General features: G+C 42.5%; 10 protein-coding genes and 1 other RNA gene. 5 read left to right on the top strand and 6 right to left on the bottom strand.

What is annotated here, in order from left to right; all coding sequences use genetic code 11:
- Positions 1-41: 41 nt before the first annotated feature.
- Entirely contained in the window at positions 42-1,823 is a 1,782-nt protein-coding gene (nrdD, locus tag B0184_RS01505) for an anaerobic ribonucleoside-triphosphate reductase (RefSeq protein ID WP_005710348.1), read from the top strand.
- A 59-nt stretch (positions 1,824-1,882) separates the two neighbouring features.
- Here the strand turns inward: nrdD and B0184_RS01500 are convergent, their stop codons facing one another.
- Positions 1,883-3,538: a putative transporter gene (locus tag B0184_RS01500; RefSeq protein ID WP_005710205.1), complete on the bottom strand. Its 1,656-nt coding sequence runs from the start codon at positions 3,536-3,538 to the stop codon at positions 1,883-1,885.
- A gap of 201 nt (positions 3,539-3,739) precedes the next feature.
- Here B0184_RS01500 and deoC point away from each other — a divergent pair, with 201 nt between their 5' ends.
- The gene (deoC, locus tag B0184_RS01495; RefSeq protein ID WP_039851693.1) at positions 3,740-4,411 is read left to right on the top strand and encodes a deoxyribose-phosphate aldolase; all 672 of its coding nucleotides are present in this window, start codon (positions 3,740-3,742) and stop codon (positions 4,409-4,411) included.
- Positions 4,412-4,471: 60 nt separating this feature from the next.
- On the opposite strand, the gene ispA is transcribed toward deoC, so the two are convergent.
- Together ispA and xseB are read right to left on the bottom strand one after the other, a co-directional pair.
- Complete coding sequence (ispA, locus tag B0184_RS01490; RefSeq protein ID WP_005710269.1) at positions 4,472-5,365, bottom strand: (2E,6E)-farnesyl diphosphate synthase; 894 nt, start codon at positions 5,363-5,365, stop codon at positions 4,472-4,474.
- Position 5,366: 1 nt separating this feature from the next.
- Positions 5,367-5,588, bottom strand: coding sequence for an exodeoxyribonuclease VII small subunit (gene xseB / locus B0184_RS01485; RefSeq protein ID WP_005710291.1), 222 nt, complete (start codon positions 5,586-5,588; stop codon positions 5,367-5,369).
- Between the two features lie 148 nt (positions 5,589-5,736).
- Between xseB and B0184_RS01480 the strand changes: the two genes are divergently transcribed.
- Positions 5,737-7,719 carry an LTA synthase family protein gene (locus B0184_RS01480; RefSeq protein ID WP_005710203.1) on the top strand — a complete coding sequence of 661 codons (1,983 nt, stop codon included), beginning with the start codon at positions 5,737-5,739 and terminating at the stop codon, positions 7,717-7,719.
- A gap of 13 nt (positions 7,720-7,732) precedes the next feature.
- On the opposite strand, the gene ffs is transcribed toward B0184_RS01480, so the two are convergent.
- From ffs to rapA, 3 genes are all read right to left on the bottom strand, one after another.
- Positions 7,733-7,830: signal recognition particle sRNA small type (ffs, locus tag B0184_RS01475), an RNA gene on the bottom strand.
- 251 nt (positions 7,831-8,081) lie between these two features.
- Positions 8,082-8,750: a bifunctional tRNA pseudouridine(32) synthase/23S rRNA pseudouridine(746) synthase RluA gene (rluA, locus tag B0184_RS01470; RefSeq protein ID WP_005710243.1), complete on the bottom strand. Its 669-nt coding sequence runs from the start codon at positions 8,748-8,750 to the stop codon at positions 8,082-8,084.
- Between the two features lie 2 nt (positions 8,751-8,752).
- Positions 8,753-11,662 (bottom strand): RNA polymerase-associated protein RapA, encoded by a 2,910-nt coding sequence (gene rapA, locus B0184_RS01465; RefSeq protein WP_039851694.1) that lies wholly within the window; start codon positions 11,660-11,662, stop codon positions 8,753-8,755.
- A gap of 136 nt (positions 11,663-11,798) precedes the next feature.
- On the opposite strand from rapA, the gene B0184_RS01460 reads away from it, so the two are divergent.
- The gene (locus B0184_RS01460) at positions 11,799-12,026 is read left to right on the top strand and encodes a Txe/YoeB family addiction module toxin (protein WP_005710233.1); all 228 of its coding nucleotides are present in this window, start codon (positions 11,799-11,801) and stop codon (positions 12,024-12,026) included.
- Between the two features lie 13 nt (positions 12,027-12,039).
- A complete protein-coding gene (rlmD, locus tag B0184_RS01455) occupies positions 12,040-13,371 on the top strand; it encodes a 23S rRNA (uracil(1939)-C(5))-methyltransferase RlmD (protein WP_039851700.1) in 1,332 nt (443 codons plus the stop codon).
- The last annotated feature ends 54 nt before the right edge of the window (positions 13,372-13,425 follow it).

Here is a 13,425-nt window from a genome sequence, read left to right as displayed (position 1 = left end):
CAACAGTGGGATAAATCCCACCTTACAAATAAGGACTTGCCATGATCCGACTTACTCCATCTCAACTTACCCAAAAACTGGACTTTATCACTGAATATCAACAAGCGAAAAATGCCGCTGATGGCTCGAAAATGGACGCCAACGCAAACGTGACCCAAAAAAACATTGCCACGATGGAACAAGAGTTGATGAAAGACTTTTTTGTGCAGATTAACCGTGCCAAAGTGAGCCAGAAAATTGCAGAACTGTTTGGGCAATCGATGGCGGACGAGTATATTCGCCAAATTGAAGCCCACGAGATTTATGTTCACGATGAAACCAGCCTTAAGCCTTATTGCGTATCGGTAACGATGTATCCATTTTTGCGTGAAGGCTTAACCAAACTGGGTGGGGAATCTCAAGCCCCGAAACATCTCGCCTCATTTTGTGGTTCGTTTATTAACTTTGTATTTGCTGTGAGTTCTCAATTTGCTGGCGCAGTCGCAACAGTGGAATTTTTAACCTATTTCGACTATTTCGCCCGTAAAGATTTTGGTGAAAATTACTTAGAAACACACCGCTTGGAGGTCGAAAATCATCTTCAACAAGTGGTTTATAGCATCAACCAGCCCGCCGCGGCACGTGGTTATCAAAGCGTGTTCTGGAACATTTCGGTTTACGACCATTTCTATTTTGATGCGATGTTCGGCGATTTCTTCTTCCCCGATTTTGAACGCCCAAACTGGGAAACCACCGCCAAACTGCAACGCTTTTTTATGAAATGGTTTAACCAAGAACGCACCAAGGCAATTTTAACCTTTCCTGTGGTGACAGCCGCAATGCTGACTGAAAATGGCAAATGCAAAGACAGTGAATTTGCTGACCAAATGGCGGAAGAGCTCTCGCAAGGTAATGCCTTCTTTATCTATCAATCAGACAACCCAGACTCGCTCGCTTCTTGTTGCCGATTACGCAATGAAATTGCCGATCACACCTTTTCTTATTCGCTCGGGGCGGGTGGTGTGGCAACAGGGTCGATTAACGTGATTACGCTGAATATGAACCGCTTAGTGCAAGATGGACGCGATTTGGCAACAGAAGTCAGCAAGATCCACCAATATCAAGTTGCTTATCGTAAATTGATGGAAGAGTATCTCGCAGCAGGAATGTTGCCTGTGTATGATGCAGGTTTTATTTCGCTCGACAAGCAATTCCTCACCATTGGCATTAACGGCATGGCAGAAGCAGCGGAATCCCAAGGCTTAACTGTGGGCTATAATCCTGACTATATGGTGTTTGTGCAAAGTCGCTTAAAAGTGATTTTTGAAGCGAACCAGCAAGCTTCAAAACAGTATGGTGTGAAGTTCAACACCGAATTTGTGCCCGCGGAAAATTTAGGTGTGAAAAATGCGAAATGGGATAAATCCGACGGCTATTTTGTGCCACGTGAGTGCTACAACTCCTATTTTTATGTGGTAGAAGATGAGCAAATTAACGCCCTCGATAAATTCTTACTCCACGGTAAAGAGCTGATTGAATGGCTTGATGGTGGCTCCGCCTTACATTTGAATTTAGACGAAGCCTTAACCCAAACGGGCTACCGCACAATGCTCGACATCGCGGCCAAAACGGGCTGCAACTACTTCTGCATTAACGTAAAAATCACTATCTGCAACGCCTGCGACCACATCGATAAACTCACCTTGCAATGCTGCCCAGAATGCGGTTCGAAAGATATCGACTACGGCACGCGCGTAATTGGCTACTTAAAACGAGTTTCCGCTTTCAGCTCTGCTCGCCAAAAAGAGCATAGTTTGAGGTTCTATCATCGGGAAGCGGCGTAAATAAACAAGCGGTCGATTTGCAAAAATTTTTTACAAATCGACCGCTTTCATTTGATAAATCACGCCACAAACAACAATATTGCCAGCAATTGTGGAGAAATAATCCGCAAGAACATGACAAGCGGGTAAACTGTTGCATAGGAAAGGGCTTGTGCGCCGCTCTCTTCTTTCATCTCATTGGCGAAAGCAAGTGCGGGTGGGTCGGTCATAGAGCCTGCGAGCAAGCCACAAAGGCTGAGATAATTCATTTTGGTATACCAACGCGCAATCACACCGACAATCAATAATGGGATGAGGGTAATGAAAATGCCGTAGCCCATCCATTCTAAACCAGAGCCCTTAGTGAGTGTATCAACAAAGCTGCCGCCCGATTTCAAGCCGACGACAGAGAGGAAAAGCACGATGCCAATTTCGCGCAAGGCAAGGTTAGCACTTGGCGGCATAAACCAGTAGAGTTTGCCGATGCTACCGATACGAGCAAGGATGAGTGCGACCACAAGTGGTCCGCCTGCAAGCCCTAATTTCAAGGCAACAGGGAAACCAGGGATGCTTAATGGCAATGAGCCGAGTAATACGCCTAAGCCAATCCCGATAAACACGGGTAACATTTGCACTTGTAGCAATTTTTGTTGCGCATTACCGATAACCGAAATAGCGTTGTTTAACACATCGGTGCGCCCAACCATATGCAATACGTCACCAAATTGAAGCGTTGTGTTGCCGGTTGGCACGAGTTCAACCCCTGTGCGGTTTAGGCGAGAAATTACTACGCCATATTTTTGGTTGATACCAAGGCTGCGGATTTTTTTACCGAGCACTTTTTCGTTAGTTACCACCACACGCTCAGCACGAATTTCACCGCTTGAGGTAGTGACAGGCACATCGACTTCATCGCCAATAATCAGCCGCATTTTTTTTAGCGAGGCACTTTCCCCGACCAGATGCAACACATCGCCTAGCCGCACTTCGCTGTCCGCTTTCGGCACAAAGGTTTCTTCGCCCCGTTTTAGGTGTGAACAAACAACATCTTCTTCATTAAATCCAGGGATTTCGGTTAAATTAATGCCGTCTAAATTGCGGTTGGAGACTTGCACTACAAGGGTGTCGAGTGTCTCTTTATCTTGTCCACTCTCTTTCACGAAATTATGTGCTTCTTCATCAATTTTTACGCGGAAGAAGAGACGAAGTAGCCACATGCAGAGTAAAATACCGCAGATCCCGAAAGGATACGCCATGGCATAGGAGATCCCCATTGTGCTGGTTACGCCCGTCATACCAAGCTCGGCTAAAACCTGTTGCCCTGCGCCCAGTGCTGGCGTGTTGGTTACCGCACCAGAATAAATTCCAATAGCTACATCAAGTGGAATGCCTGTGACTTTGTAGATAATAATGGTCGCAAGCGAGCCAAGCACAACAATTAAAATCGCAAAGCCATTTAGTTTCAGTCCTGATTTTCGCAAAGAGGAAAAAAAGCCCGGACCGACTTGGATGCCGATGGTATAAACAAACAGAATTAAGCCAAATTCTTGCACAAAATGTAGCGTGTGGCTATCAAGCTGAATGCCGTATTGTGTGGTGAAATGGGCGACGATAATCCCACCAAATAACACGCCACCAATACCAAGCCCCACGCCTTTGATCTTCCAATGCCCTACCCAAAGTCCAATCACGGCAACAAGGGCAAGCAGGCCAATGGTTATCGCTGTTTCACTCATATCAACCTCGAAATTAATTAACTCTTTCGGATTATAGCAAGCTGAGATTTTGAAAGTAGAGTGAAACTTCAGAAATGATAACTAAATCACATTTTTTCTTCATAAAGAAAAAGGTAAGTGGTTAAGATGGTAAAATCTTTTGCAAATCTAACCAGTTGGCGTATATTGTGGGCAATTTTATTTTCACTCAAAGGAGATTTTATGAACGCATCTCAACTTGCAAAATATATCGATCACACCGCTCTTACTGCTGAAAAAAACGAACAAGATATTCTAAAACTCTGCGAAGAAGCGCTTGAATATGGCTTTTATTCTGTCTGTATCAACCCTTGCCATATTTCGCTCGCTAAGCAAAAACTTGCTGATTCAGCGGTAAAAATCTGCACAGTAATTGGCTTTCCATTGGGAGCAAATGCAACTGTGGTTAAAGCGTTTGAAACCGAGCAAGCGATTCAAGCGGGTGCGGGCGAAATTGATATGGTAATTAACGTGGGTTGGATTAAATCGAACCAATGGGAAAAGGTGCAAACCGATATTCAAGCTGTATTTAATGCTTGCCACGATACACCACTTAAAGTGATTTTGGAAACTTGCTTACTCAGCAAAGAAGAAATTGTTAAAGCGTGCGAAATCTGTAAAGCTATTGGCGTTGCCTTCGTAAAAACTTCAACAGGCTTCAATAAAGGCGGGGCAACCGTAGAGGATGTGGCGTTAATGAAACAGACCGTTGGCGAAATTGGTGTAAAAGCTTCCGGTGGCATTCGTGATACACAAACCGCATTAGCGATGATAGAAGCTGGTGCAACAAGAATTGGGGCAAGTGCAGGGATTGCGATTGTGAATGGGGTTTTGGCTGAAGGTGAGGGATATTAAAATAAAATGCGTAGTATTGAATCATCAAACTACGCATTTTTACCAACCATTTTTATGAACTTAATTTTCTCGATGAATAATAAAATCCGCCAACTCTTTTAGTGCGGTCGTATCAAAATTCAGCTCATTTAAAGCATCAATCGCTACCTGATAAAGTTTTTGAGCTTTTTGCTGTGCCCCTTCTAAGCCTAGTAGTTTAGGATAAGTGCTTTTATTATGCTGCTCATCTGCTCCTGCGGTTTTGCCGATTTTATCTGTTTCGCCAATGACATCTAAAATATCGTCTTGCACTTGGAAAGCTAAGCCAATCGCTTGGGCATAGCGTTGAAGCTGCATTTCAATATATTTATCTTCTGCATAATCAGAAAGGTTAAAACCCATTAACACAGAAGCTTCAATTAATGCCCCTGTTTTATTACGATGAATAAGTTCTAATTCTTCTAATGAAACAGCTTTGTTTTCTGCAAGTAAATCTAAATTTTGCCCCAAGCACATTCCTTTTGCGCCGGCAGCTTTTGCAAGCGATTGAATTTGACGAATTTTTTGCAAAGGAGTGAGTAGTTCATCGTCTGCAATTAGCTCAAAAGCAAAACTTTGCAGGGCATCGCCCGCTAAAATTGCCGTGGCTTCATCAAAGGCGATATGACAGGTAGGTTTACCGCGTCTTAATGCATCATCATCCATTGCGGGTAAATCATCGTGTACTAATGAATAAGCGTGGATAGACTCCATTGCCCCTGCAGAAGCATCGATTTTTGCTAAGTGTACGCCTAACATTCTCCCAGTCGCATACATCAAAAATGGACGAACTCGCTTTCCGCCAAGTAAGACAGCATAAGCCATCGCATCGGCGAGCGGTGCTTGCATAGTTTTGAGCGTTTCAAGCTGAGTAGAAAGATAGTGGTTAATACGTTGCTGGATTTCAGCAAGATCGGTTGTGAGAGAGTAAGTCATATTAGTAGTCGGTGAGTTCAGCTTCAGGCGTTTTATTAAGAAGAATTTGAATGCGTTGTTCTGCTTTTTGCAAATATTCTTGTCCTTGTTGCACAAGTTTTACTGCATTTTCAAATTCATTTAAAGCATCTTCTAGCGGTAAGTCGCCCGATTCTAAATGCGTTACGATACTTTCTAACTCTTTTAATATTGTCTCAAAATTGGGCGTCGGTTTCTTAGCCATTTTGTCTTTCTCTCGTTAATAAAGTGTGAACAAAGTTTACCGTTCTATGTCCGTTTTTGCAAACGGCTTTTATTTTCGCGGGCTACTGTTGTTTATAAGATGAATAGCGTAAAATGCGATGGATTTTCATTTCATATAAGGAATTGCTATGAAGCAATCAACTTCAAGAAAAGGACGTTCCGTTCTCTTTCCTATTTTATTTTTTGTTATCATTAACTTAATTCTACTCTCACTTTCCCGTCTTGCTCTTGGCTTATGGCAAACCGAACGGGTGAATGCAGTAGATGGCTGGTCACAACTGATGTTGCAAGGCTTGCGGATTGATGTATCCGCCCTTTGCTGGCTATTTGGTTTGCCTGCTTTATTCAGTGTGCTACTGTTCAATAACAATGCCATTGGCAAAATTTGGCGAGCAATTTTACGTATTTGGCTCACCGCGGGTTCCGTATTCATTCTCTTTATGGAAGTATCGACGCCGAATTTTATTGAAACCTTTGACTTGCGCCCGAACCGCTTGTTTATTGAATATCTGACTTATCCAAAAGAAGTGTTTACGATGCTTATTCATGGACATTTAACCACAGTGATTATTAGCCTTGTGGTGATAGCATTGGCAATTTTTGCTTATTGGAAATTGGCAGGTTGGGCGGTGAAAAAGGTTTCTGCCTGTAGTTTACAAATGAGTTGGAAAATTCGACCGCTTGTTGCCTTGCTTGTAGCGGCATTAGTGTTTGTTGGGGGGCGCTCAAGTTTTGCTCACCGTGGGATTAACCCAGCAATGGTCGCATTTTCAAGCGATCCGCTCGTAAACTCTCTTGTATTAAACTCTGGCTACTCTGTACTTTATGCGGTGCAACAGCTGAAAGATGAAGAAAAATCAGCAGAGCAATATGGAAAAATGTCGGATGAAGAGATGTTCGAACGTGTGAAAAAATTGCGTGGTCGTCTAGATTCAGATTACATTTCAAGAGAAATTCCAACACTGACTTACAACCAAGCAAGTTACACGGGCAAACCGAAAAATATCGTAATTTTGCTTCAAGAGAGCCTTGGTGCACAATTTGTCGGTACGCTTGGCGGTAAACCATTAACTCCAAACTTAGATAAATTAGCCGAAGAAGGGTGGTTGTTTGAAAATCTATATGCAACGGGTACGCGTTCTGTGCGTGGCATTGAAGCAACAACTACAGGTTTCTTGCCAACACCAGCCCGTGCAGTTGTGAAACTCACGAAAAGTCAAAATAACTTCTTTAGTATTGCAGAAGTGTTGCGTCGTCAAGGTTACGACACCTCGTTCATTTATGGTGGGGAAAAACATTTCGACAATATGGCAAGCTTTTTCTATGGCAATGGTTTCACCCGTATTATTGATGAAAATGATTACGCCAACCCCAAATTTAAAGCAACTTGGGGCGTAAGCGATGAAGACTTATTCGACAAAGCAAACGAGACTTTTACCAAATTACACAATGAAGGTAAACCGTTCTTTAGCCTCGTGTTTAGCTCAAGCAACCACGATCCGTTTGAATTCCCAGATGGCAAAATTGAACTGTATGAACAGCCAAAACAGACACGTAATAATGCCGCAAAATATGCTGATTATGCGATTGGGCATTTCTTCGAGTTAGCGAAAAAATCGAATTATTGGAATGACACCATCTTCTTAATTATTGCTGACCACGACTCGCGTGCAACAGGCGATGATTTAGTACCGATTCGTCATTTCCATATCCCAGCATTATTGCTCGGTAATCATATCGAGCCAAAACGTGATAGCCGTTTAGTCAGCCAACTTGATATGCCTGCAACTCTGCTGTCTGTAGCGGGAATTAGCAGCGAAAACCCAATGATGGGCTATGACTTAACCCAAAATGTTGAGCCAAATCGTGCAATTATGCAATATGATGCGACACAAGCTGTCATGAAAGCGAATAATGATGTGATTGTAATGCGTCCAAATACGCCTATTGAGAGCTTTACATACGATAAAGCCAACGAAAAACTGATTCCGAAAGCCGTTGATGAGGAAGAGAAAAAAGATGCATTAGCTCAAGCCTTGCTGCCAAGTTATGTGTATAAACATCAGTTATATCATTTACCAAAAGAAGAGAAAAAAGAGGCAGGTAAATAGAAAAAAGGTGGGGGTGTTACCAGCACCCCTCGGCACACAGAAATTTCAACCCTGGCTGCTTTCTTCCGAACCTGACCAAGTAAGCTGAACACCGTTGCGAGGAACCAATAACACCCGCCATTGGATTATGCTCTTACGAACATAAGGGTTGCTATTATAGAGATTAAAAAAATAAAGGCAAGTAGAGAAATCTTACTTGCCTTTATATTATCCAGTTTTTCGAAATTATATGGCAGATATACAAAACGGTTGCTGAGTATGTCGAAACTGAAGATTATTTTTCTTCCATGTTTTTGAATGGTTGAATTTTAAATGGGCTTAAAGCCTTGTATTATAAGGCTATAGCTCACAATCACTTTTGTTTAAAACTCAGCCTCTGTCATAAACGTCATTTTCTCGCCCGTTATTGGGTGAGTAATTGTTAAGCTTTCGGCATGTAAGCAAAGTCTAGGGGCAAGGCTTTTGGCTAATGGATTAGCATAGAATTTATCGCCTAGAATGGGATGTCCCAGCGCCAAAGAGTGTACACGTAGCTGGTGAGAACGCCCTGTAATTGGGGTAAGTTTTACTCTCGTGATATTGTTCGGTAAATATTCCAGCACTTCGTAATGGGTAATCGCTTTTTTACCTCGCGCGTAACAGATTTTTTGACGTGGGCGATTTTCCCAGTCGCAAATTAGTGGGAAATTCATCTTGCCAGTATCGCCTACTTTCTCGCCTAGTTTGCCCCATAATAACGCAATATAGTGCTTTTTCGGCTCACGTTCGCGAAATTGACGCTTCAACTCTTTTTCAGCTACTTTGCTTAAGGCAAACAATAAAATACCGCTTGTCGCCATATCCAAACGGTGAGCAGGTTCGGTAAAGCCATATTTTTTCTGCACGCGGGTCATTGCGCTGTCAAAATATTCGGGGCGATTACCTGGAACAGAAAGCAATCCGCTCGGTTTGTTGATTACTAAAATATGGTTGTCGCGATAAACCTCATCTAAAAAAGGTTCAAGCGGTGGGTGGTATTCGATAAGAGCCATAATTATTCCTGATTACTCACAATCACACGTAAACTATCCAATCGCCAATTTGCCAGTTCAAGATGTGCAAGTGTTTCATTCAATTGCTGTTCAAGAGCTAGGATCTCATCATCACGGATATTCTTATTCACCGATTTCAACGCCTCCAAGCGGTGTAATTCGGCTTGTAATTTACTATTCGCTTCTACTTTCGCTTGAGCAATAATATCTGGTGCTTGTTCCATCACTTTTTGCTCGCTCAGCTTAATCAATTTTTCAATATTACGACGTGCCATTTTCACAATTTGGTTTGCCATTTGACGGTTGACAGGCTTGAGTTGTTTTTCCAAACCATTAAACGACACTTGTGCTGCCAAGTTATTACCCTTCGCATCCAACAACACGCGAATTGGTGTTGGCGGTAAGAAACGCGTAAGATTCAAGCCTTTTGGTGCCTGCGTTTCGACAACAAAAATAGTTTCGAGCAACAAGGTGCCTGCGGGTAAGTTTTTGTTAATCAACAACGACACCGCAGACTTACCAATATCGCCCGAGGTAATCAAATCAATACCGTTACGGATCATCGGATGATCCCACGTTAAGAATTCAAGCTCTTCACGCATTAACGCTAATTGACGATTGAAAGTTACCGTATTCCCCTCTTCCGAAAGTCCAGGAAAATCGGGTACCAGCATATGCCCTGTTGGGCGGATTACAATACTCTGCTCGCCTAAATCTTCTTGCTCCACGCCAATCACATCAAATAAATTCAAGGCAAAATTAACCAATTGTGGCTGATTATCTTGCTTGCCAATTTCATCAGCTAATTGTTGGGCTTGTTCACCACCGTTGGAATTAAGTTCTAGCAATCGGTCGCGCCCATGCTCTAGCTCAGCTTTCAAAGCTTTTTGACGTTTATTGGTTTTTGCAATTAATTCTGCAAATCCATCCGTTTGTGAGTTGAGGAAATAAGTCCCCAAGGCTTCGTCAAATTCACGGTAAAGTGTCGTGCCCATCGGGCAAGTTTCTCCAAAAGCATTTAAACCTTGGTGATACCAATCAGCAAGTACAGATTGTGCAGAATTTTCGAAGCAAGGCACGTGAATTTTGATGTCTTTTTTCTGACCGATTCGGTCTAAACGCCCGATACTTTGTTCCAATAAGTCAGGGTTGTCTGGCAAACCAAATAGCACTAAATTGCTGGCAAATTGGAAGTTTCGCCCTTCCGAGCCGATGCTAGAACTAATCAGCACCTGTGCCCCTTCTTCTTGTTGCGCAAAGTAAGCAGAGGCTTTATCACGTTCCACAATCGACATTTTCTCGTGGAATACCGCTGAGCGAATTGCCTCTTTTTCACGCAAAATTTGCTCAAGTGCAATTGCCGTTTCTGCGTGTTTACAAATCACTAAGATTTTCTCATCACGGTGATTTTTCAGGAAAGTGAGCAACCATTCCACACGCGGGTCAAACTCAGTCCAACGTGCATTTAGATTGAAACGTTGGAACAAACGTTCTGGGTAAAGACGGTCGCTCATCTGTAATGAGCCCATTGTGCTCATCACTTTTAACGCATTCGCATATTGGTGCGGTAATTCAAGGCTAATTTGATAATATTCACGACGAGGGAAACCTTTCACGCCTTGGCGTGTATTACGGAACAATACGCGGCTTGTGCCGTGACGGTCAATCAACTCTTTAATGAGCTCTTGGCGTACTTGCAAGCGGTCCGATTCTGCCGATTTTTTGCTATTGATGATCTTAAACATCGGCTCGGTGTCTTCTTCGCTCAATAATTCTGCAATAGCATTCTGCTCCGCATCGCTTAACAGCTTGTCATTCAACAAAGTTGCCACTGCATCAGCTACAGGTTGATACGCATTTTGTTCCTGTTCAAAGGCAGCATAATCGTAAAAACGATCGGAATCCAACAAAGCGAGGCGAGCAAAATGGCTCTCTTGCCCAAGCTGTTCAGGCGTTGCGGTAAGCAGTAAGACAGACGGAATCTGTTTTGCCAGTTTTTCCACCAATTGATAGGCAACCGAAGGTACATCTTCTGACCACTCAAGGTGATGTGCCTCATCGACAATCAATATATCCCACTCGCATTCCAACACTTGTTTAGCTCGATTTGGCATCGCTTCTAGCCAATCGATAGAAGCAATCACCATCGATTCACTCTCAAACGGGTTTTCGCTTGCATCGTTGCCATCTTCGTCCGTTTTGTCGAAATCTGCACAACGCTCTTCATCAAACAGTGAAAAACGCAAGTTGAAACGACGAAGCATTTCTACCAGCCACTGGTGTTGCAAGCTTTCAGGTACGAGCACCAACACGCGTTCCGCTCTACCTGCAAAAATTTGTTGTTGTAAAATCATCCCTGCTTCGATGGTTTTCCCTAAACCCACTTCATCAGCAAGTAATACACGTGGAGAGAGACGTTGCCCTACTTCTTTAGCAATATGCAATTGATGCGGAATCAGACTGGCTCGAATGCCTCGCAAACCGCGCAATGGAGATTGGAACTGTGCTTGTTGGTGCTGCAAAGCTCGATAGCGGAGCGAAAAACGATCTGAACGGTCAATCTGTGCCGAAAATAGACGGTCTTGCGGGCGGCTAAAACTGATTTTGTGATCAAGCAACATTTCAGGCAAAACGCTTTCTTCTTGATTATCCGTTCGTTTACCTAAGTAAAACGCCACACCTTGATTATCCATCACTTGCGTCACCTGCATTTTCCAACCTTCTTGAGCGGTAATCACATCGCCCACTTGGAACTGCACGCGGGTAAGCGGTGCATTTGAAACCGCATAAATTCGCTCATCTTCCGCAGCAGGGAATTGAATAGTCACTGTGCGGTTATCTACATTTGAAACTAGACCTAAACCTAAATTATTTTCGGATTCGCTAATCCATCTTTGCCCAACGACAAACATTTTCGCCTCTTTTTCTGTATTCATTAAGGCAATATTTTAGCAAATTTAAGCTTTGCATTCACGCAGAGAAAAGTAATCAGAGCCTGATATTGCATTCTCTAAGCGACAAATGTACAATTTTTCTTAAGGAATTTATATGCAAGCTATTTCTTATTCGCAAGCCACCGACAAAAAACAACTAAAACGCACCAATAATCTCATCAAAGATATTCAACGAACGCCTTTTGAAGGTATAGGAAAACCTGAATCATTGAAGTTTAATTTAAGTGGTTTTTGGTCTCGCCGAATTGATGAAGAATACAGACTGGTTTATACCGTAACTGATGAAGCAATTTTAATTGCTTCTTGTCGTTATCATTACTAATTTACTCTATTTTATGGCTCTTTTTTATACCCCTAATACTGCAAAGAACTCTGCAAAAATATCTCCAAAATCGACCGCTCGTCAAACTGTCAAAATTCAATCTTTAGATTATCAAGGTTTAGGGGTGGCAAAACTCAATGGTAAAACCTGGTTTATCGAAAATGCTTTGCCTGACGAAGAAGTGGACATCCAAATGCTGGAAGAAAAGCGTCAATATGGGCGAGCGAAAGCGGTCAAAATATTGAACAAATCTGCAAAACGTCAAACACCTTTTTGCCAATATTATGCCAAGTGTGGCGGCTGTCAAATGCAACACATCGACCTTGAATTGCAACGCAAGGCAAAGCAAAAAGCACTATTTCATCGCCTGCAAAAATTGCAAGCTACACCTATAGATTTTCAACCTATGATTGTTGGAAGCGACAAATATTACCGCCGCCGAGCTCGATTGAGCATTGCTCAACAAAAAAATGAGTGGGTGATGGGCTTTAGGCTGAAAAATTCTAACCAAATCATACCGCTTGAACGTTGCGAGATTTTAGAGAAACCACTTGCCGATTTACTGCCGAAACTGCAACAACTTGTGGTGATGTGGCAAAACAAAAAATTGCTTGGGCATATTGAGCTTGTGCTTGCTGATAATAGTGTGGCAATGTTTTTGCGACACTTAGGCGAAATGAATGAGAAAAACCGCATGGATTTGCTTCAATTCGCAGAAAAAGAGCAACTTTCTCTATTTGTAATGACGGAAGAGAATCAGCTAGAACACTGGTTTGGCGAGTTTCCTTACTATCAAATCAACGGTTTAACGCTCCATTTTGGGGTTCGTGATTTTATTCAGGTAAACCGTGAATTAAATCAGAAAATGGTTGAAACAGCCTTAAATTGGCTCGATATCCAACCACAAGATCGCATTTTAGATCTCTTCTGCGGAATGGGAAATTTCACGCTACCGATCGCGCAAAAAGCGAATTATGTTGTGGGCGTAGAAGGTGTCGAAGAAATGGTTAATCAAGCAAAAGCGAACGCCAAAACAAACAACTTAAGTAATGTTGAATTTTTCCAAACCAACTTGGATGAACGCTTTGCCGATCAGCCGTGGGCAGATAAACCGTTCAATAAAGTATTGTTAGATCCTGCCCGTAACGGCGCACTATTTGCTTTAGATCACTTATGTGAACTCAATCCTGAATGCATTGTTTATGTTTCTTGTAACCCTGCGACTTTAGTTCGTGATGCTGAAAAACTGATTCAAGCGGGCTATAAATTAGAAAAATCTGCCATGATTGATATGTTTCCACATACAGGGCATTTGGAGTCGGTTTCAGTGTTTGTAAAGCACTGATATATAATAACTTTTGAGTAACAATTTTGTCTACTATGCCTAATAAAACACAAG

It is taken from the genome of Haemophilus paraphrohaemolyticus (genome assembly GCF_002015045.1).
Lineage (GTDB): Bacteria > Pseudomonadota > Gammaproteobacteria > Enterobacterales > Pasteurellaceae > Haemophilus_A > Haemophilus_A paraphrohaemolyticus.
Note: the sequence above shows the minus strand (reverse complement) of the source record. Positions and strands in the feature narration are given on the sequence as shown.